Annotated in this window: 15 protein-coding genes; 12 read left to right on the plus strand and 3 right to left on the minus strand. The window is 63.0% G+C overall.

Features of this window, described 5'->3' with window-relative positions; all coding sequences use genetic code 11:
* Positions 1–6: 6 nt before the first annotated feature.
* Both BCL93_RS02860 and fhuB read left to right on the plus strand, forming a co-directional pair.
* On the plus strand, positions 7–888 hold the full coding sequence (locus tag BCL93_RS02860) for an iron-siderophore ABC transporter substrate-binding protein (protein ID WP_112053623.1): 882 nt from the start codon (positions 7–9) through the stop codon (positions 886–888).
* A complete protein-coding gene (fhuB, locus tag BCL93_RS02865; RefSeq protein ID WP_112053624.1) occupies positions 878–2,884 on the plus strand; it encodes a Fe(3+)-hydroxamate ABC transporter permease FhuB in 2,007 nt (668 codons plus the stop codon). The genes BCL93_RS02860 and fhuB overlap by 11 nt, the downstream gene beginning before the upstream one ends.
* 178 nt (positions 2,885–3,062) lie before the next feature.
* Here fhuB and BCL93_RS02870 read toward each other — a convergent pair whose 3' ends face one another.
* Positions 3,063–5,147, minus strand: coding sequence for a TonB-dependent siderophore receptor (locus BCL93_RS02870; RefSeq protein ID WP_112053625.1), 2,085 nt, complete (start codon positions 5,145–5,147; stop codon positions 3,063–3,065).
* Positions 5,148–5,265: 118 nt separating this feature from the next.
* Complete coding sequence (locus BCL93_RS02875) at positions 5,266–6,936, minus strand: multidrug ABC transporter permease/ATP-binding protein (protein ID WP_112053626.1); 1,671 nt, start codon at positions 6,934–6,936, stop codon at positions 5,266–5,268.
* 375 nt (positions 6,937–7,311) lie between these two features.
* On the opposite strand from BCL93_RS02875, the gene BCL93_RS02880 reads away from it, so the two are divergent.
* From BCL93_RS02880 to BCL93_RS02925, 9 genes are all read left to right on the plus strand, one after another.
* A complete protein-coding gene (locus BCL93_RS02880; protein WP_258395940.1) occupies positions 7,312–7,917 on the plus strand; it encodes a PRC-barrel domain containing protein in 606 nt (201 codons plus the stop codon).
* Between the two features lie 208 nt (positions 7,918–8,125).
* Complete coding sequence (locus BCL93_RS02885; protein WP_258395941.1) at positions 8,126–8,941, plus strand: FadR/GntR family transcriptional regulator; 816 nt, start codon at positions 8,126–8,128, stop codon at positions 8,939–8,941.
* A gap of 104 nt (positions 8,942–9,045) precedes the next feature.
* Positions 9,046–10,194, plus strand: coding sequence for a galactonate dehydratase (gene dgoD, locus BCL93_RS02890; protein ID WP_112053628.1), 1,149 nt, complete (start codon positions 9,046–9,048; stop codon positions 10,192–10,194).
* 74 nt (positions 10,195–10,268) lie between these two features.
* Complete coding sequence (locus tag BCL93_RS02895) at positions 10,269–11,306, plus strand: 2-dehydro-3-deoxygalactonokinase (protein WP_112053629.1); 1,038 nt, start codon at positions 10,269–10,271, stop codon at positions 11,304–11,306.
* Between the two features lie 119 nt (positions 11,307–11,425).
* Positions 11,426–12,040, plus strand: coding sequence for a 2-dehydro-3-deoxy-6-phosphogalactonate aldolase (locus BCL93_RS02900; protein ID WP_112053630.1), 615 nt, complete (start codon positions 11,426–11,428; stop codon positions 12,038–12,040).
* A 60-nt stretch (positions 12,041–12,100) separates the two neighbouring features.
* Positions 12,101–13,018: an SMP-30/gluconolactonase/LRE family protein gene (locus BCL93_RS02905; protein WP_112053631.1), complete on the plus strand. Its 918-nt coding sequence runs from the start codon at positions 12,101–12,103 to the stop codon at positions 13,016–13,018.
* Between the two features lie 156 nt (positions 13,019–13,174).
* The gene (locus BCL93_RS02910) at positions 13,175–14,053 is read left to right on the plus strand and encodes an AEC family transporter (RefSeq protein WP_112053632.1); all 879 of its coding nucleotides are present in this window, start codon (positions 13,175–13,177) and stop codon (positions 14,051–14,053) included.
* A 157-nt stretch (positions 14,054–14,210) separates the two neighbouring features.
* Positions 14,211–15,893, plus strand: coding sequence for an alkaline phosphatase D family protein (locus BCL93_RS02915; RefSeq protein WP_112053633.1), 1,683 nt, complete (start codon positions 14,211–14,213; stop codon positions 15,891–15,893).
* A gap of 560 nt (positions 15,894–16,453) precedes the next feature.
* Entirely contained in the window at positions 16,454–17,914 is a 1,461-nt protein-coding gene (locus tag BCL93_RS02925) for a malate:quinone oxidoreductase (protein WP_112053635.1), read from the plus strand.
* A 131-nt stretch (positions 17,915–18,045) separates the two neighbouring features.
* Here the strand turns inward: BCL93_RS02925 and BCL93_RS02930 are convergent, their stop codons facing one another.
* Positions 18,046–20,331: a CehA/McbA family metallohydrolase gene (locus BCL93_RS02930; RefSeq protein ID WP_112053636.1), complete on the minus strand. Its 2,286-nt coding sequence runs from the start codon at positions 20,329–20,331 to the stop codon at positions 18,046–18,048.
* 209 nt (positions 20,332–20,540) lie between these two features.
* Here BCL93_RS02930 and BCL93_RS02935 point away from each other — a divergent pair, with 209 nt between their 5' ends.
* Positions 20,541–21,746, plus strand: coding sequence for a PQQ-dependent sugar dehydrogenase (locus BCL93_RS02935; RefSeq protein WP_112053637.1), 1,206 nt, complete (start codon positions 20,541–20,543; stop codon positions 21,744–21,746).
* The last annotated feature ends 59 nt before the right edge of the window (positions 21,747–21,805 follow it).

Genomic DNA, 21,805 nt, shown 5'->3' on the forward strand with positions numbered 1-21,805 from the left:
CTCTCCATGTTTCATCCAAGCCGCCTGCTTGCCGGGCTCATCGGGCCACTGGCCCTGCTGTTCGCCTTCGCCCTTGTGCCGACAGCGGCGACAGCGGCCCCAACGCGCCTGGCCACCCTCGACTGGACCCTCGCTGAGACCCTCATCGCCCTGGATCATCCGCCGGTGGCGGCCGCTCAGGTCGATGCCTATCACGCTTGGGTGCGTGAGCCCGCGATGCCCAGCTCGGTCAGTGACCTCGGATTGCGCACCCAGCCCAATCTCGAACTGCTGGCGAGCATCGATCCCGACCGCATCCTGATCTCACCGATGTTTGCCAACCTGGTGCCCCGGCTCGAACGTATCGCCCCTGTGGACACCCTGGCGCTGTACAGCCCCGGTCGCGACACCTGGGCCGAGCTGTGCGAATTGACGCGCTCGGTGGCCGCTCTGATCGACCGCCCCCAGGCGGCTACGCGGCTGATCGAGGCAACGGAGAGAGCGCTCGATGCCCAGAAGTCACGGCTGGATGATGACGCTCCGCCACTATTGATCGTGCAATTCATGGATGCCCGCCACGTGCGGGTGTTCGGTGACAATGGCCTTTATCAGGCGGTCCTCGAACGCCTGGGGCTGACCAATGCCTGGACCGGCAACACCAACGCCTGGGGCTTCTCGCTGGCGCCCCTCGAAGCGCTGGTGGGTATCGATGCCCGACTGGTAGTCGTAAAACCCTACCCGGCCGGCGTACGCGCATCGCTTGCCGACAGCGGCCTTTGGCAGGAGCTCGTGCAGCGCCAGGGAGCCCCTTTGATGCTGGAGCCCGTGTGGAGCTTCGGCGCCCTGCCTTCTGCCCGACGCTTCGCCGACCTGCTGGTGACCGCCATGGAGAATGCCGATGCCCGCTGAGTCTTTGTCTCGTCCGCCTCTATCACGGCTTCGCTTGACACCCGGCCACGCCTGCCTGCTGCTTGGCCTGCTGGCAGTCACGCTTTCCGTCATGCACCTGCAGGCAAGCGCAGGCCTGACAGACGGTCTGCTGGCCCTGTTCAGCGTGCCGGACGTCAGTGCGGAAAGCCTGGTGCTGCACGTCGCCTGGTGGCCTCGCCTCGCCATGGCGCTATTGGCCGGTGGCGGCCTGGCGCTGGCCGGGGTGCTGATGCAGCAGGTGCTCAGGAATCCTCTCGCCGCCCCCACCACCCTGGGCGTCACCAGCGGCGCTAACCTGGCGCTGATGGCCACGAGTCTGATGGCTCCAGGCCTGTTGGCGCTGGGTCGCGAATGGGTGGCCCTGGCCGGAGGCGGCCTTGCCATGTGCCTGGTCTTCCTGCTGGCCTGGCGGCGCGGCCTGTCGCCGATCGTGGTGGTACTTGCCGGCCTGGTGATCAACCTCTATCTGGGGGCACTGGGCATGGTGTTGCTGCTTTTCCATCAGGAGGCTCTCAAGGGACTGCTGATCTGGGGTGCCGGGTCGCTTGCACAGAATGGCTGGCAGGACGCCGCCTTTCTGGCCCCGCGCCTGGCACTGGGCGCCGTGTTGGCCGCCTGGCTACTGCGTCCGCTGGCCCTGCTGGAACTGGACGAAGCCGGTGCCCGAAGCCTCGGCATCTCGCTCAAGCATCTGCGCCTGGCGGGGCTTGGCCTGGCGGTCTTCATCACCGGTTGCGTGGTCAGCGTGGTGGGCATCATTGGCTTCATCGGCCTGGCCGCACCCAATATCGTGCGCCTGGCCGGTGCCCGCCGGCTGGGGCCCAGGCTCGTCTGGTCGACGCTGCTCGGCGCGCTACTGCTGGCCGTTACCGATCTGCTGCTACAGCGCTTCTCTGGGATACTACCCACCATGATTCCCACCGGGGCCTTCACCGCTGCGCTGGGCGCACCGCTACTGCTGTGGCTGATTCCACGTCTTCGCTTCGGCGGCAACGCGCCGCCTCGAGAGGCCCGGGCGGTCGGGAGCCGTCATCCGGCCCCTCGCCGACTCGCCACCAAGCTTGCCGTAGCGCTTGCCGCGCTGGCCGTCATCGCGCTGCTGGCCGGCCAGGGCGCTGACGACTGGCAATGGGCCTCGATCGGCGATGGAGAGCTGCTGCAGTGGCGGCTGCCACGGCTGTTGGCCGCCGCCGGCAGCGGCGTGATGCTGGCCATTGCCGGCACGCTGATTCAGCGCCTCACCGCCAACCCGATGGCCAGCCCCGAGATCCTCGGCATCAGCGGTGGCAGCGCCATCGCCCTGATCGGGGCGATATTTCTCTTGCCGGCACCGAGCAACCTGACGCTGGTTGGCATTGGCGTGCTGGGGGCTCTGGTCTCGCTGGCGATACTGGTGCTGGTCAACCGCAAAAGCGGCTTCCAGCCCCAACGGCTGCTGCTTACCGGGGTGGCAATCACCGCGCTGTTCGAGGCGATCAAATCCTTGGTGCTGGCCGGTGGCGACCCTCGAGGCCAGCAAATCATCGCCTGGCTCTCAGGCTCTACCTACTATGTCGACATGACCAGCGCCCTGACGGTAACCGGCGCCGCCCTGCTGCTGGCGCTGGCCGCTGCACCGCTTACCCGCTGGCTGGATATTCTGCCGCTGGGGGCGCCCTCTGCCGCGGCGCTCGGCCTACCGGTGGTCCGGGCCCGGTTCGCCCTGCTGGCGCTGGTCGCCCTGCTGACTGCCACCGCCACGCTGGTGGTCGGGCCGCTCTCGTTTGTCGGCCTGCTGGCGCCCCACATGGCACGGCTGATGGGCTTTAGCCGCGCCGGCGCACACCTTGCCGGCGCGGCCCTCACCGGTGCGCTGCTGATGGTGCTGGCCGACTGGCTGGGCCGGCAGCTGCTGTTCCCGCAGGAAATTCCCGCTGGCCTGGTCGCCTCGCTGCTGGGCGGTGCCTACTTCATGTGGGGGCTTGGGCGCCGCTGACGTTGACGCCATGCCGCCCCCGGGCCAGCCAGACCGGCCAGGCCAGGGCGGCGATGCACGACAAGGCCATCGAAAAGACCTCGCCCCGCCATCAATAAAATCCCGTCCCGCCATCAAAAAGACCGCGCCCGGCATTGCGCCAGACGCGGTCAATGAAGATATCTTCGCAAGGGTTGGTTCAGAAACGGTAGTTCAGGCTGCCGATTACGCTGCGCGACTCGCCGTAGTAGCACCAGTAATTACAGCTAGCGACGTACTCCTTGTCGGTCACGTTGTTGACGTTAACCTGCGCCCGCCAACTGTCGGCGAAGTCGTAGCTGGCCATGGCATCCACCAGGGTATAGTCCGGCACGGTGATCTGCTTGTAGATGCTCTCGCCGACATAGCGCACGCCGCCGCCTAGCTTGAGCCCCGCCATGGCGCCTTCCTGGAAGCGGTAATCCAGCCAGGCCGATGCCTGGTGGCGCGGAATCAAAGTCTTGCGCTCGTCGCCTTCACTCTCGGCATCCGTATAAGTATAAGCGGTGGTGAGCTGCAGCTGGTCGGTGAGGTAGCCAACGCTTTCGAGCTCTAGGCCCCGGGAGCGCTGCTCGCCTACCTGCTCCTGACGCCCACCGCCCGTAGTGACCAGGCTGTTGCGCTGCTCGAGGTCGAAGACCGCTGCGGTGAAATACCCATCCCAACTGCGGGGCGCCACCTTGACGCCGGCTTCCCACTGCTCACCTTCAAGAGGCTCGTAGAGTCGCCCATTGCTATCGGCGCTAGCTTGCGGCTCGAACGACTCGGTGTAGCTGAGGTAAGGATTGATGCCATGATCGCCTAGATACATCACCCCACCGGACCAGGAGATCTGGTCATCATCGGCACGCTGGGTAGTGCCGTCGGTGCGGTTGACGTTGTCGGTTTTCGCCTGGTCGTAGCGCACGCTTCCCAACAGCACCCAGCGGTCGTCGATACGCAGCTGATCCTGCAAATACAGGCCGGTCTGTCGTTTGTCGATCTCACGCTCGGTCAGCTGATCGTCGCCCACCGGCGTGTAATTGCCATACTGGGGGTCGAAGATGTCGATGGGATCGCCGAAGCCGGATATATCGGCCTCCTGACCGTCCAGGCCGAGATCCTGATAGCCAAGGCCGACCATCAGGGTATTTTCGGTACGGTCACCATACCAGGTACCGACCAAGCGGTTGTCCAGCATCCAGCTCTCGATATCGCCATCGCGATACACCAGCCCGCGGTATGCCTTGCGATCGCTGCCAGACTGACGCGCTAAAATGTAGGTGCTGCGTAGCGTCAGATCCAGATGGCTGTAGCGCAGGTTCTGTTCGAAGCGCCAGGTGTCGTTCAGTTGATGACGCAACTCATAGCCTAGAGAGGCCTGGGTACGCTCGTTGGTGTCGTAGTCCGGCTCACCGTAGCTGGTCTGAGGGTCGACCTTGCCAAAGGGCGTGTCCTCGACGGAGCCATAGGTCAGTTTGAAAGGGTTGGTGGGGATAGCATCGTCTTTCTGGACACTGGCCAGGAAGGTAAGACTGGTATCGTCGTTGACATCCACCTCGAGACTCGGTGCGAAGTAATAGCGCTCGTTCTCGGTATTGTCGAGATCGCCATCGCGCTGCTTGGCCATGCCGACCATGCGATAGCGGACATCGCCACTCTCGGTCAGCGGGCCGGAGGTATCGATGCCCAACTGGCGATGATGCCGATTGCCGACCTGGAGATTGACTTCGCCCCGCCGCTCGGCGGTCGGTCGTTTGCTGACGGCATTGACCAGGCCACCGGCCGGCGCCTCGCCGTAGAGAATCGACGCCGGCCCCTTGAATACATCGACGCTCTGCAGGCCATAAGGCTCGGGCAACCACTGATAGTAACCGGTCCGATAAATCCGCAGGCCGTCCTGGTAGGTGGCCTGATCGAAGCCCCGCACCTTGAACCAGTCGGTGTCGTTGTCGGCGCCATAATGGCCGGACAGCACGCCCGAACGGTAGCGGAAGGCCTCGTCAAGACGCTGGACATTGCGCTCGTCGAGCTCTTCGCGCCCTACCGTGGATACCGCCCGCGGTGTCTCGATCGTCGGGGCGTTGACCTTCAGCGCGGTGGCGGTGATGACCAGAGGATCGGCCTCGGTGCTGGCGGCCTGTTCGTCCTGAGCCATCGCCAGCTGTGGCGCACAGAGCAGGGATAACGTCAGACCATAGCGAACGGCGACGGTCAGTGGCGATAGCGGCAGGTCGTGTTGCGAGTCGTGAAGAGGTGAGTGCATGGATCTTGCCTTGATAGTGGGAGGCGGGATGTATCAGGGGATGTCGGGTGCGAAACACCACGAAAATAAATGATAATTTTTTTCATTTAGATTAACAATACCAATCCCCTGATGCCGCTCAATCCTCCGCTTGATCCAATCTCGCCACCGCATCGCGACTGACTCGCTCCCGCTGGTCGCCGGTCAGCTCGCTCAGTTGGCCGCCGTGCATCTCCAATAGCCGATCGGCATGGTCGAAGTAGTGGTCGTCGTGGCTGATGGCAAACACCGTCTTGCCCATCGCCTTCAACTGGGGCAGTAAATCGCGATAGAAGACCCGGCGAAACTGCGGGTCCTGGTCGGCAGCCCACTCGTCCAGCAGCAGCAGGTCGCGCTCCTCGGCGATCGCCATCAGCAGTGCCAGCCGCTTGCGCTGCCCCTGGGAGAGCTCGGGGTTGGTCACTCTCTGCCCCTCGAACACCAGCTTGTCACGCATCGCCAGATAGTCGAGCCACACCTCGACGAGCGCCGGATCGGCCTGGTCCCCCTCGGGGCCGACCAGGTCGGTGAACTGATGAAAGTCGGTAAAAACCGCGGAAAAGCGCTGTCGATAGGCCGGCCTCAGGGCATCGTTCAGCGGCTTACCGTCCAGCAGCAGATCCCCCTCCTGGGGCTGATAGAGGCCCGTCAGCAGCTTGGCCAGGGTCGACTTGCCGCTGCCATTGCCGCCGATCAAAAACACCAGCTCGCCGCGCCTCAGGGTCAGGTCCAGGGGGCCAACCCGGAAGCCTGGGAGGGCGTTGCTGCCGGTATAGGTAAAGGTCACGCCGCGCAGCGTCAGGGTTCGCCAGTCTGCCGGCGCCGGCTCGACCACCGCGAAATCCGCTTTTGGTTCGGCCAGCTCCAGCGCCGCGATCTTGTCGAAAGCCACCTGAGCGCTCAACAGCGTTGGCAACGCCCCCACCGCCTGAATCAGCGGCGTGCGCAGGAAAAGCAGCGTCAGCGAATAAGTCGCGGCCACCGTGGTACTTGCCCAGCCCAAGCCATTGGCCAGATAAAACACCACGCCAATGGCCCCAAGCATCATGATGTTCGACCAGTTAACGGCGCTTAAATGGTAGGTATCAGCACGGATGATATGGCCACGATAGGCGCGCGCGTCCTCGCTATAGCGCCCATCGAAGAGGCGCTGTGCCCGGCTGCGGTTGAGCGCCAGCTCCTTGCACCCCTGGATGACCGCCTCGTAGTCCCGGTAAAGCCTGTCCTCGCTTTCACGCACCTTGGCCAGATGGCGATATACGCGCGCCACCAGCCAGGAACCGCCGGCAATCGTGACCGCCAGCCACACGGCCGTGACCAACAACAGGCTGGGCGACAGCCAGCCCAGATAGGCCGCCGAACCAACGGTCAGCACGACGCCCTGCACCAGCTCGGGCAAGCGCACGAACGCGATGGTGACATTACGCACATCGCTGGACAGGCTCGCCAGCAGCTCAGCGCTGCCCAGCCGCTCGAGCCGCTCAACATCGGTGTCCAGAATCTGCTTGACCAGACGGCCTCGCAGTCCATAGACGAAATGGTGCCCAAGCGTGGTCAACGCCATCTGAGACGCCAGGGTCACCACCAGCAGCGCAACGATAACCCCGAGAAAGGCGGGCAATACATTGGTGGGGTCACCCACCGCCTCGATCAGCCGACGGTTGATAAAGGCAATGGCGCCAATGCCCAACCCAGCGCTGGCCAGGCTAAGCAACATGACGGCAAGAAAGTGCCAGCGATAGTGGCGAAAGATAACGCGAAGCAGTTCCACGGTGGGTCCTTGTCCTGGGTCGGTGGGCCTTCGATCCCGGCGATGACGATGCCACTGACACGAAAATGAAAAGCATTATTAATTGCATTTGCATTTTACCGAAACCTCGCGCCGTCACAATGCTATCGCCCGCTGCCAGCATGACGTCGTTCCCATCGTCTGCTGTCTGCTTCGGGCCCCGACCTCGGCGATACAGGCCCTCGCCAGGCGTAAAGCCCCGGTGATGAAAAAGACGCCCCGGGCACGGCGAAGCGTGGCAAGCCCCATGTAGCGCAAGCGTCACCCCCTTGAAATTCCCTCAACGCCCTCAAGGTATGTGGGTATGGCGCAGCATCCGGCCATGGGAAAAGGATTCTCAATCAGGAGTACTTCTTCATGACAGCACGGAAACCGCTCAGCACTAATCGCCAAGGCAATCGCCAAGACAATCGCAAAGGCAATCTGAAAAGCGCCCTGTTCGGCGCCATGCTCATCGGTGGCATGAGCGTCGCGGGCTCCGCCCTCGCCGCCCCTCAGGGACTTTATTCTGCTAATGAACTCAACGATGCCGACGTCGTTCTGAAGGCGACCCCCAGCCAACACGTCGGCGAAGTCGACGATATCCTGCTCGATGACGACATGAGGGTGCGCGCCCTGGTCATCGAGACCGACGATCAGTTTGGCCTGGCTGAAAAGGCCTATGTGATCAATACCGGTGACTTCACCGTAGAAACGCTCAACGGCGATCGTCTCGATCAGGTCAGCTATGTCGTGCATCTCGACATGACGAGTGACGAAATCAGCCAGCAGCCGGAATACACCAGCACCTGGTGGGCACAGACCAAGGAGGCCACGAGCAAGGCCTGGGCCAACACCAAGGAAGGCGCCAGCAGCGCCTGGGAAACCACCAAGTCCGCGACCGCCGATGCACTGACCAGTGCCGGTAACGCCCTCGAATCGGCCGGCGAGAAGGCTCAGCAGGCCGTCGATAGCAATCAGTAAGCCTCTCCTGAGCTGGCTTGATGCCGGCTCCAGGGCATAGCCCTAAAAAACACGCGGCCCGGTCATCGACCGGGCCGCGCTGTGTCTGGCGGCAGCTTCTTGCACCGCTACTCGGAACGCGACCAATGTCTAAGCGAGGGCGTCACAAAAATCGTTGCGCGAAATGTCAGACATTAATATATTTACGTCAGATATTTTGGAGTTCGCCGTGACCGTATCCTCGCCACCATCACAGCCGTCTCAGCTATCTCGACTTCCGCAGCCGCTCGTGGCCGGGGGCGCCAACGCGCTGGCCACCGTGCTGGCGCATGCCATTCTGTCGGGGCAGTGGGCCAGCGGTGACGCCTTTCCCCGTGAGCTGGACCTTTGCAAGCACTTCTCGGCCAGCCGCAACCGCGTGCGCAACGCCCTGGCCGCCCTCAGCGGCAGCGGGCTGATCGCGCGCACCGCCGGTCGCGGCACCGTGGTCCGCGACATCGCCGAGTGGCATCTGCTCGACCCGCAGATGAGCGAATGGATGGCGGGACTCGAGTCGCCGCATCCGCAGCTGGTGCGCGAGGTCTTCGCCTTCAGGCTCTCCGCCGAGCCCTTCGTCGCGGAACTCGCCGCGCTTGCGGCTACGGCCCAGGATTTGGCGCGCATCGAGACCGCCTTCGACGGCATGTGTGACACCGCCGACGATCCATCCCGCCGCGAGGAGCATATCGAGCACGACGTCGCCTTCCATGACGCCATCTACCGCGCCAGCCACAACCTGGTCTGGCGGCAGATGGGCCTGTTGCTGCGGCCATCGATCGTCACGCTGATCCAGCACTCCCAGCATCAGGCGGCATCGCTTGACGACAGCCTGGCGCTCCATCGCCGAGTGCTCGAGGCCATCCGCCTGCGGCAGCCCGACGCGGCCCGCGAGGCCACTGAGCAGGTGCTGGCCCGCACCGCCGACGATCTGGGCGTCGACGACGGCGGCCGCCAGCTCAGACGTCCGGCCACGCGCTCCGACGATGAAGCCTTGGCGCATGGATAAACGTTTGCCGACGAATACTCCCTTACGCCGTCCGCTTCTGCGCTACACCCGACACCAAGACCGGACGATGGACCGACACTTCGCCCACCTAAAGGATGCATCGCATGAAAATCACCCGACTCAAGACCTGGCAGGTACCGCCGCGCTGGCTGTTTCTCAAGATCGAAACCGATGAAGGCTGCTATGGCTGGGGCGAACCAGTGGTCGAAGGGCGTGCCGCCACCGTAGAGGCTGCCGTCCACGAGCTGTCCGACTACCTGATCGGCCAGGACCCGCGCCACATCGAGCATCTGTGGAACGTCATGTACCGGGCCGGTTTCTATCGCGGCGGCCCGATTTTGATGTCGGCCATCGCCGGCATCGACCAGGCGCTGTGGGACCTCAAGGGCCGTGAGCTGGGCGTGCCAGTGCACCAGCTGCTGGGCGGCCCGGTGCGCGACAAGATGCGCATGTACGCCTGGACCGGCGGCGACCGCCCAAGCGACGTCGGCACGGGCGCCCGCGCCCTGGTCGATCAGGGCTTCACCGCCTTCAAGATGAACGGCACGCCGGAAATGCAGATCGTCGATTCCCACAAGAAGATCGACGACGCCGTGGCCCGTGTCGCCGAGGCCCGCGAGGCGGTGGGCCCGGATGTCGGCATCGGCATCGACTTCCATGGCCGCGTGCACCGGCCAATGGCCAGGGCACTGATGCGCGAGCTCGAGCAGTTCCACCCGATGTTCATCGAGGAGCCGGTCGCCCCCGAGCACCTGCCGGCCCTCAAGCACATCGCCGAAGGCATCGCCACGCCGATCGCCACCGGCGAGCGCCTGCACACTCGCTTCCAGTTCCGCGACCTGCTGGCCGATGGCATGGTCGACATCATCCAGCCGGATATTTCCCACTGCGGCGGCATCAGCGAGGGGCTGAAGATCGCCACCCTGGCCTCCGCCTACGATGTGGCACTGGCCCCGCACTGCCCGCTCGGGCCGCTGACGCTGGCCGCCTCGCTGCAGTTGGATGCCGTCTGTCACAACGCCTTCATCCAGGAACAGAGCATGGGCATCCACTACAACAAGGACAACGACGTGCTCGACTACCTGGTCGACAAGTCGGCCCTCGAGATCAAGGACGGCTTCTGCGCCATCCCTCAGGGGCCGGGGCTGGGCGTCGAGATCGACGAGGCCTTCGTCGAGGAGCGTGCCAAGATCGGCCATCGCTGGCGCAACCCGGTGTGGCAGCACGAGGACGGCTCGGTCGCCGAATGGTAAACGACTAGCCCCGCAGCACTTCCCGATGATGCAGGCGCCCTCACAGGGGGTGCCCAGGAATGGAGAACACCACGATGTCCGCTGATCATGCCGCTCCCCTCGCCGACCGCCTTTCCTGGATCGCTGTCGACTGGGGCTCCAGCAACCTGCGCGCCTGGGCCTTGGACGACGCGGGCACGATCATCGCCGACGCCAGCAGCCCACGCGGCATGCTGGGGCTCGCCCCGGATGAGTTCGAGGGCGTTCTGCTCGAGACGATCAGCGACTGGCTGGCGTCGATGGCACGCGACGAGGTCATCGAGGTGCTGGTGTGCGGCATGGCCGGTGCTCGCCAGGGCTGGGTAGAAGCGGCCTATCTGCCGCTGGCCGATGATAGCGATGCCCTCGCCGAGCTGGGCAGTCGCTTGACGCCAGTACCCACCCGGGACCCGCGTTTACAGGTGCGGATCGTGCCAGGCCTGTGTCAGCGCCCGAGCGTCGAGGCGACACAGCATCTCAATGCAGAAGGTTTCGATGTGATGCGCGGCGAGGAAACCCAGCTCGCCGGGCTGATGAATCGTCACCCGGCATTCGATGGCGCCGTCTGCCTGCCGGGCACTCATGCCAAATGGGCTCGGCTCGAGAACGGGCGCATCACCGGCTTCACGACCTTCATGAGCGGCGAGCTCTTCAAGCTGCTGGGCCAGAACTCTGTGCTCAAACACTCACTGGCAAAGGATGAGGGTGCCGGGAACCTAAGCGACGAAGACCAGCGGACGGCCTACCTGGACGGCATCGATACCGCCATGGCGGCCCCGGAACGCCTCAGCGCCGAGCTGTTTGGCATCCGCGCCCGGGACCTGCTCGACAGTCGACTGCCCGCCGGCGAGGCCCGTGGCACTCGCTTGAGCGCACGCCTGTCAGGCCTGGTGCTGGGTCTGGAACTTGCTGGCGCCACGGCAAACCTGGCACCTGGCAGCCCTGTGGTGCTGATCGGCGATACAGCGCTGTGCCAGCGTTACCGGCTTGCGCTTGAGCACCGAGGCTTCTCGGTCGGGATCGAGGCCAATGCCGACATGATCCTGGCCGGTCTCGGGCGTATCCATCAAGCAAGCCTGGCCGCCAGCGGCTGAATAAGCCCCACCCCATGATACGTCACCGATGACCCAGAAAGCGCGTCGCGGCTGCCCAAACGAGCCGCGTCACGCGAATCACATCACGCTATACAAATCGTGCAACGTAAGGAAAGTCCATGAGCCTGCCACTGGTCGCCATTCTGCGCGGTGTTACCCCCGCCGAAATCATCGATATCGCCGAGTCCATCATCGCCGCAGGCATCACGCGTATCGAGATCCCTCTCAATTCGCCCCAGCCCCTCGAAAGCGTGGAGAAGCTGGCGCGCCACTGCGCCGAGCATCATGGCGACCGCATTCTTGTCGGGGCCGGCACCGTGCTGACGCATGAGCAAGTTCGCGACGTGCATGCCGCGGGGGGCCGGCTGGTCGTCTCGCCCAACTGCAACGTCGAGGTGATTCGCGAAAGTCGCCGGCTGGAGATGGTCTCCATGCCCGGCATCGTCACCCCATCCGAGGCGTTTGCAGCGCTTGAAGCCGGCGCCTCCGGGCTCAAGCTATTCCCCGCCACTCAGGTCGGCATCGCCAACATGAAGGCCATGCAGACCGTGCTGCCTGTGGGCACCGAACTCTATGCCGTCGGCGGCATCGGCACCGACAACTTCGCTCAGTGGCGTGCGGCTGGTGTGCATGGAGCGGGGCTTGGCACCGCCATTTACACGCCGGGACTGAGCGCCGAACAGGTCGGCGAACGAGCCCGCGCACTGGTCGCCGCCTGGCAAGCGGCCGACTGATTCACTCAGCCAACCTGGCGCACCTCGCACCTGGACTCGCACTAGACAAGGAGCCCCCACATGAGTGATGTCCCGACACTGTCATCTCCCTGCCTCGGTGATGCAAGAGTCTGCGTCGCTAGCGGCTGCGAGCTTGGCGAAGGACCGGGCTGGGACGCCGAGCGCGGCGAGCTTCGCTGGCTGAATATCCTGGCCGGCGAGCTGCACCGCGCCGGGCCCGCTGGGCTCGATCACCGTGTCAGCCCGCTCGACCGGCGAACCTCTTACGCGGCGCTGACTCATGACGGCGACTACCTACTGGTCGCGGAAAACCGCTTGTCGCGCTTCGACCCGCAAACCGGCGAGAGCGCCGCCTTCCTGCCCTTCGAGGACGACAATCCCGTCACCCGCAGCAATGATGCCCGGGTTGATACGCATGGCAGCCTGTGGCTATCCACCATGGGCCTTGGTGCCGAGAAAGGCGCTGGCAGCCTCTATCGCCTGCATCGCGGCGAGCTCACCTGTCTGCGTCAGGGGCTCACCATCCCCAATGCGTTGTGCTTCTCGGCGGATGGCAAATACGCCTACTTCAGCGATACCGCGACCGGCTGGGTGATGCGCTGGGCGCTGGATGCCGAGGGCTTCCCTGAGCGCAACCGCGATGGCGCCTTCATCGAGCCCGAGCCCTGGGCCGACCTGCGTCAGTCTGGCGGTGGACCGGATGGCGCGGTGATGGATGCCGAGGGCTGCATGTGGATCGCCCTCTGGGGGGCCGGCCGCGTGGCCAGGCTCGACCAGAACGGAGAGGAAATCGCCCATGTCGCGCTACCGGCAAGCCAGCCTTCCTGTCCCGTCTTCGGCGGTCACGACCTCACCAGCCTCTATGTGACCACGGCCCGCGAGGGCATGGCCGACCCACAGCCCCATGACGGCGCCCTCTTCGTCATCGATCTTCCCGGCTGCCAAGGTGCTGCCGAGCCCGCCCTGCGCCTGGTTTAAGGCCGAGGGCTGAGGCCCGACCACCCGCTAATCAAGCCGGGTTTTAACGCAGCATTACCGGGCGCAGGCAGTTTTGACGCAAAGACTAAAGTTGCATGGCTGTGGACAAAATCATGACAATGCACTGATATCTTCCACCGCCGACAAGGATTGCCGATGTTTGCCCAACTCTTCGCCGTGATGGCCCCTGTATTGATCGGTGCCGGTCTCGGCTTTACTTGGGTCAGGCTCGGCCACGACTTCCCGGTCCCCTTCGTCACCAAGCTGGTCTTCAACATTGGGACGCCGGCGCTGATTCTGGCCTCGCTGGCAGGTGCCGAAGTCGATGCCCAGAGTTTCACCATGACCATGCTCGGCACGCTGTTAGTGCTTGCCGTCATGGCCCTGGCGACCTTTCTGGTGGCCCCGCTGCTCGACAAGCCCTGGCAGGTGATGCTGGCGCCGATGATGTACCCCAACACCGGTAACATGGGCCTGCCTGTGGTGCTCTACGCGTTCGGCCAGTCGGCCTTCGCTTTCGCGATTGCGGTGATGGTCACGGTATCGCTGGTGCAGTTCACCTTCGGCATTGCCATGTCGAGCCGCAGCGGCCGCCCGCTGCGCACCCTGGCCCGCACTCCCGCCCTCTATGCGATCGCCGTCGCACTGACCCTGCTGCTCACCGAAACCGAGCTGCCGCTGTGGCTCGACAACACCCTGGAGCTGATCTCGGGCTTCACCGTGCCGCTGATGCTGATCACCCTGGGTGTATCGCTGGCCAATATCCGCGCCAGGAACCTCTCCGCTGGCGTCGGCTTCAGCGTGATACGCATCCCGCTCGCCGCCCTGTTGGCCTTCATCGTCGGACACCTGCTCGGCCTGCCGCCGCTCGCACAGAGCATTCTGGTCGTGCAGATGAGCATGCCCGTCGCGGTGTTCAACTATCTGTTCGCCCAACGCTCGGGCCGAGAGCCTGAATACGTGGCGAGCCTGGTGTTCTGCTCGACGCTGCTGGCCTTTATCTATCTGCCAATGCTGCTGGCCTTTCTGCTTTAGTAGCATCATGCCGAGGGCTGCAGCCGATGAGGCCTAACGAGGCGCATGCATCCCGGCAATATGCACTCTTCAACAAATGGACATGGTTCGGTCATCATCACTGCGGACAGTGGCTGTTCCCGGCATTCGCCCCGAGCAACGACCCAGGAGCCTGTCCATGTCCACGCGTCTATTCCATTTACTCCGTCGCCACCCCCTTGCAGGCAACGGCCGCTCAACGAGTGAACCTCACCCTGAGCCGGCAGTAAAAGCAGCGTCGGCTTCGCCCTTTAACCTAAGCCGCCGTCAGTTGCTCTCGCGAAGCCTGCAAGGCGCAGGGGCCGGACTGCTTGCGACTAGCGGCCTGCTCGGCGCACCGGCGATCGTCATGGCCGAAGGCCGTCGCCCGGGCATGCCCTCCGGCGTGATGAGCGGCGATGTCACGGCCGACCGGGCCATGCTGTGGAGCCAGACGGATCGTCCATCACGCATGATGATCGAACTGGCCGATAACCCTGAGATGCGCGGCGCTTTCGCCGTGCGCGGCCCGACCGCCTTGCCCACTGATGATCTGACGGCGCGCCTAGACTTGGCCGGCATCGGCCGCCATGCCAACACAGGGGGTGAAGTCTTCTACCGCGTCCGCTTTGCCGATCTAAGCGACCATCGTGCCATCAGCGAGCCGCTGGATGGGCGCTTGGTGCTGCCACCCAGTGCGCAGAAGCCGCGGGCGCTGCGTTTCGTCTGGTCCGGCGATACCGTGGGGCAGGGCTGGGGGATCAACCCGGATTTCGGCGGCCTGCGCCTGTACGACACCATGCGACGGGTGCAGCCGGATTTCTTCCTCCACTCCGGCGACACCATTTATGCCGATGGCCCACTGCAGGAGAGTGTGACCGAACATGACGGCAGTATATGGCGCAACATCGTCACCCCGGCCAAGTCCAAGGTCGCCGAGACCCTCGACGAATACCGTGGTCAGTACGCCTATAACCTGATGGACGACAACCTGCGCCGCTTCAATGCCGAGGTACCGATGTTCGCCCAGTGGGATGACCACGAGACGCTGAACAACTGGTACCCAGGAGAGATTCTCGACGACGCGCGCTATGCCGAGAAAAACGTCGACGTGCTGTCGGCCAATGCCCGCCAGGCCTTCCTCGAGTACATGCCGCTGCGCACCTCTCTTGCAGCACCGGAGCGCATTTATCGCAAGTTCAGCTTCGGGCCGAGCCTGGAGATGTTCATGCTCGACATGCGCAGCTTCCGGGGGCCCAACTCCGCCAACCGCCAGTCACAGCAAGGGCCAGAGACCGACTTTCTCGGCCGCGATCAGCTGACCTGGCTAAAGCAGTCCCTCAAGGCCAGCAATGCCACCTGGAAAGTGATCGCCTCTGATATGCCGTTGGGCATCATGGTGCGCGATGGGGATAACTTCGAGAACTCGTCGAACGGCGTCGGTCCGGTGCTGGGCCGGGAGCAAGATATCGCCGAACTGCTCAAGTACGTACGTGACGAAGGCATCGAGAACCTGGTGTGGCTAACCGCCGATGTGCACTACACCGCAGCGCACCACTACTCGCCGCAGCGCGCCGTGTTCAAGGAATTCACGCCGTTCTGGGAGTTCGTCAGCGGCCCGATTCATGCCGGCACCTATGGGCCGGGCGAGCTAGACAACACCTTTGGTCTCACGCTCGAGTTCGTGAAAGCGCCGCCGGAAGGTCGCGCTAACATGTCTCCCCGAGAAGGCTTCCAGTTCTTCGGTCAGGTAGATCTCGACCCACAGAGCGAGGCGCTTACCGTCACGCTCAAGGATATCCAGGGCGAGGCGCTCTATTCCAAGGTACTGATGCCGGCTTGATCGCTGGCTAGAGCGACCAGCCAGACAGCAAGAGGCCGCGCCTGGGCGCGGCCTCTCCTCTTACTGAACCGATGTTCCGGCTTTTGCACCAGGCGCTGACCCGGCTGCCGCTACCTTGCGCTCCAAGGTGTTGCCGTTATTCTATGAACCTAGGACGCTAAAAGCCGGTTTCGAGATACGTACTCCTTAACATCAGGGATTCCCGTCAAGTTTCGTTGATAACCGCCCTTCTCCGGCGCCGAGCTCAAGCGCCGTCAGGCATAACGGCTTAGTGGCGCAGCGTTGTTTTGATATCCCACAAAAAACGCAGAAAGGCCGACTCATGTGTGGTTGCATGGTGAGTAAGCTCCCAATTCTGCTCATAAAAAATGACATTGACCGCCAGCCCTTCCGATGCGCAAAAACTGGTCAAAAAACGCCAAAAAAACTTATCAATCAACAACTTATTGATATTCACAGCAACTTTACGCATTTCCAGCGTGGGCGCGAATCATGGTATTTTCTGATTCATTCACTCTTTTTGCCGACATTAAAACCACTCAAACAGACGGGAAAACGTAATGAAAGTGTTTATCATCGGGGCGGGCATCATGGGGACCACCTTTGCGACGCTGGCCAAAGAGATCGCTCCCGAGCTGGAAATCACCATCATAGAAAGGCTGGAACGTGCCGGAGCCGGCAACTCCTCCGCGTTCTGGAACGCAGGCACCGGCCATGAGGCGAACTGTGAGCTCAACTACACGCCAGTGGATGGAGAGGTCATTGCCGTTGAGAAAGCACTGAAAATCCACGCGCAGTTCAATGTTGCCAAGCAGTTCTGGGCGTACCTGATCAAGAAAGGCGTCATCAAAGACCCGAAAAGCTTCATTAACCAGACCAAGCATTGCACGATCGTTGCCGAACCATCGATCGAAGAACTGAAGCTTCGATTCCGCGAGATGTCCGCCCACCACTTCTTCGAAAACATGCAGTTTTCGGACGACTTTGACCAGATCAAAAGCTGGATTCCCTACACCATGGAAGGGCGTTCGCGGGATGAAAAAATGGCCGCGACCGTCATTGAAACCGGAACCGACGTCAACTTTGGCGCCTTGACGGAGCAGATGGCCGCTCACGCAGAGAATGATCTGGGTGTGAACATCGAATACGGCACTCATGTAAAACGCGTCCATAAAAGCCCATCGGGCCAATGGATAATTGAAACCGAAAATAAAGAGGGGGCTACTCAGCACCGGGCAGATGTGCTGTTTGTCGGTGCCGGTGGTGGTGCTTTCCCATTACTCAAGAAAAGTCACCTGCCGTTCCGGAGTCGATACGCCGGCTTCCCCGTTGGCGGCCGCTTTCTAAAGGCGTCGATCAGCCCAGAAGAGGCAGAGAATTATCACGCCAAGACCTATGGTAAAGCCAAAGTGGGCGCCCCCCCCATGTCCGTGCCGCACCTGGATTTGCGGGTGGTCAATGGTCAGCACTATCTATTATTCGGGCCATTCGCCTCGTTCAATCCTGTGCTCGAGAGAGGCCGGGGCGTATTCGACTACATCAAGGCGATCCGTCTGCATGATATTCCCAATCTGCTAGACGTCGCGCTTGAGAACTTTCCCCTGGTCAAATATCTGGTCTCAGAAACCTTTACGGGCAAAAAAAGCATGCTGGCACAGCTGGAAGCATTTGCGCCCGGCCTGAGCACAAAATTCGACTGGGAACCCATCCATGCTGGCCAGCGCGTTCAGATCATCAAGGATGGGGACCTGCAGATGGGTACCGAGATTGTCGTGTCTGAGGACAAGACCTACGGCACCTTGTTGGGGGCGTCACCGGGCGCATCGGTCTCCCCTGAAGTCATGTTGAGGTGCCTGGAGCAACTCATTCCGTCGATTTTCACCAAAGGCGATGGCGACAAACGCAAGCAGGAGATCTTTCCGGAAGACAGCCTGGAAACCCTGATCCACGATGCCGACCGCTACCGTGAAATCCGAGATTCGGTGAATGAAGCACTGGGAATCGTAACGTCAGTAGACTAGCGCAAGATTGCATATACCTTCTGTCCAATCAGGGGAGACCCTGAAACGCTTCGGCCAGACAGTAAGAGGCCGCGCCTGAGCGCGGCCTCTTGCCTAACAGATATCCCGGCTTTTATATCAGGCGCTGGCGATCATTCGCCGGCAGCCGACAGATAAGCCGTGCTGCCCTGACGCTTGACCCATACCGGATTGCTCCAGGCTTGGTCGCCATCGGCGTCCTCGACTTCCAGGGCAATCCAGCCGTCGATCTCGCCATCCAGCGGGAACGCCAGACTGGCCTCCTTGCCGTCGAGCTTACGGGTGGCGATGACCTCACCACCGCGGCCGACCAGGCGTGCCTCGGCCAGACCGTCCACCGCCGCGACATCGATATGCCAGGTGGCCGACTCGTCACCTGCCAGGCGCAAGGTATCGCCGAACAGCGCGTTCTGCGGATATAGCAGCGGACCCTGGGTCGCATAGCCGTGACCGTCCTTGAGGGCGCGAGCAAAAGCACGCGGCGACAGCTCGCCGGGAACTCGCGCCATCATGCGAATGCGGCCGGTCAGGTCGTTCCAGGCGTCATGGGTATCGGTACCGGCGGTAAAGTAGATCGCCGTACCGTCATCCCACAGCGCATGAGCGGTCTCGAGGGTCTTGGCGTTATCGACCTCGGCGTTGAGCTCGAGCAGGTCGAAGTTCGGCGTAAAGCCTCCCGGCACCTTGTCGTTGGAAAGATTGTTCAGGTAGCCATAGTCGTTGTACGGATGGTTCATGGGAATCACCTCGGCGCCCAGGCGACGGGCATCCTGGATGATCTCCTGCACCTCGTCGGTGCCCGGATCGACCATCAACTCACCGCCCAGGGCAATGGGGAAGGGATTCATGTGGCCCCAGGACGGCGATATTTCGATCGACGGAATGAAGGGCACGCCGCGGCTATCGGAGAGCGCCTGGAAGCGCTGGTGATTGGCCGTCGAGTCATGGTCGCTGACGAAGGTCAGATCTAGGTCGGTAGCGAGCTGGGCGCTGACTACCGTCTCGGGGGGTGTGGTGCCCTCGAGCACGTTGGCATGGTGGTGCAAGTCGGCGCCATACCAGCCACGGTCGTTGGGCTCGGCCAGGCGATCGATCTCGATGGTACGCGACACCTGCTCACCGGAATCAAGGCTCACGTCGAGGGTCTCGCCCTCGGCCGTGAAGCCCGCACCGGCGTTCACGGCCAGGCGGTACTCGCCCAGCGCCAGCGACAGCTCGGCACTGCCGGCCGGGTCCAGCGAGGTGAAGAAGGTCTGCTTGCCGAGGAACTCCACCGGCGGCTGCTGGCCCTCGAGGATGGTCAGGCGGGCATCCCGTGCCACACCGCTGCCGGTCTCGACGATATCCAACTTCAGGGTGCCCGGGCCCTTTAGCCCCTCGAAGGTCAAGGTCTGCTCGCCGTCGGCGGTCACGCTGATATCGCGGGGCTCGCTGTTGGCATGGCCAAGCCCGGTGGCATAGACCTGGTAGTCACCCGTCGGCAGGTCCATCGCGAACTGGCCGTCTTCAGCCAGGGTCCAGGCATAGGGGTGGCCCTGCTTCTCGACCATCACCAGGCCATCCTGCGGGGCCTCTCCGTCATCGTTGCTCAGGGTGCCGCTGATCCGGCCAGCGTCCTGATCCTTGCGTTCGATCTCGTTGGCCACCACTGGCGCCAAATCGCCTGTAGGCACCACCTGCAGCGCACCTTTGAAGGTGCGGCTTTCGCCCGGCGCCAGACTATGCTCAAGGTACATGTCCTGGCCTTCATAGTTGACGCGGTCGAAATACGGCGCATGCAGCGCGATCACCCAATCCCGGTCATAGGCGACCATGCGATCGGTCAGCGCCTCGTCGGCGACGGTTTCCTTGGCATCGCCAAGGCCCGGCACGCCAAACAGGAAGCCGGTGTCTGGCCACAGGGTGAAGCCGGAACGGATGGCCGTCAGGGCTTCGTCGCCGGCGTTCTCGAGCTCGGTCTCAAGCTCGATGCGGTCGCTGCCGGCCTCGAGCGTGTAGGTGGTGATCACCCAGGCATCGCCCCAGTTACGGCGCACCTGGACCACGGCTCTCTCGGGGCTGTCCTCTAGAACCGTGACCTCCTTCTCGCTGTTCGGCCAGGCCGACCAGTTGTTGGGAATGAAGTCAGCAAAGGCGACGCGATCCAGATCCAACTCACCGTCCTTGACCGCCGCCAAATCCACGAGGGTGCCGCGAGGCACACCCCAAGGCGGGCGGGACTCTACCGCCAGGGCAAAGGCCAGATGTTCGTTGGCGATGGTCAGGTCTTCGTCGGCGGTGGCCTCCCCGTCAGGAATCGAGGTAGCGCCCCGGGTCAGGCTGACGTCGGCCTGGGCGGGACCAGCAAGTCCAAGCGCCAGTCCTGCCGCCAGCCAAGTGCGTCGCGAATGCATCGTCATGGGCATGATCCTTTATTATTCCACAGCGTTATCGAATTCAAGGCAGAGGATTATCATCTATTTTATTTGATCATTCAAATTACCTGATGAGCGCCAGGTTCAACGCGGCATTTGAGCTATTCGGCGCCTATCAAGCATAGGCTGTCGCGCCAATAGCGGAGAGGCCTGCTAGGGTGAAAAAGCTCATACCGAGGAAGGGAGTTCTGCCCATGCAACGACCGATATGGCACGCCGCCTACTCGCGACTATCGACGCGGCTACCCGCAACGCTGCTGGCAGCCGCCTTACTGTCATCGCTATCGACCCAGGGGGCGACGACCATCGCCGAGGAACTGCCCGGCACCCCGCATACGCTCCGACTCGAGCACTTGGCCGAAGGCCTCGAGCGCCCCTGGTCGCTGGCCTTTTTGCCCGATGGCCGTTTTCTGGTCAGTGAGCGACCGGGGCGGTTGGCACTGATCGAGCCCGACGGCACCATCACGCACATCGAGGGGCTACCTCGCGTGGTTGCCCGCGGCCAGGGTGGGCTCTTGGATTTGGCCCTGTACCCGGACTTCGGAAATAGCGTCAACGGCAACGACGGCGAGCATGACTGGCTCTACTTCAGCTACGCCAAGGCCGGCCCCGATGGCAGCGGCACCGCAGTTGCCCGGGCGCGATTGGCCCTGGATGCCCCCGGCGGCCCTCGACTCGAGGGCGTAGAGACGATGTTTGCGCAAAACCGTTTCTCGATGCCTAACCACCACTACAGTGGGCGCCTGGCCTGGCTTGCCGATACCACGCTGCTGTTGAGCATCGGCGACCGGGGCCAGGGCGAACGGGCACAGGACGGCGCCGATCATGCCGGCAGCGTGCTGCGACTGACACCAACCGGCGAGGCGCCTGCCGACAACCCTTTCGTCGATGAGCCGGGAATGGCCGCCGAACTCTATAGCCAGGGCAATCGCAATATCCAGGGCATGACGGTGACGAGCAACGGCACCGTGTGGACAAGCGAGCATGGGCCGCGTACCGGCGATGAGATCAACCGCATCGAGGCGGGGGTGAACTACGGCTGGCCGGAGGTGACGCTGGGGCGGGACTATGCGACCAACCTGCCGATTGGTCGCGATCATGCACCGGGCATGCGCGACCCCGCCTATGTGTTCGACGGGCGCTATGCCCCATCGGGACTCGCCTGGGTGGATAGCCCGCAATTTCCGGGCTGGCAAGGGGACCTGCTGGCAGGGGGCCTTAGCAGCGAAACGCTGACGCGGCTGACGATCGACAACGGCAAGGTGTCTCGCGCCGAGGTGCTGCTCGACGGCCAGATCGGACGCATCCGCGACGTGCGCCAGGGGCCGGACGGGCTGATCTACCTGCTCAATGACCAACCCAATGGCGGGCTTTTCCGCCTGCTGCCTGACACACCCTGAAAGCCCGACCTGAAGGCACCGACCGAGCATTCCGGTGCCAGGCATTCAGTCGTGGGGTA

Source organism: Onishia taeanensis (assembly GCF_003268885.1).
GTDB classification, from domain to species: Bacteria; Pseudomonadota; Gammaproteobacteria; order Pseudomonadales; family Halomonadaceae; genus Onishia; species Onishia taeanensis_A.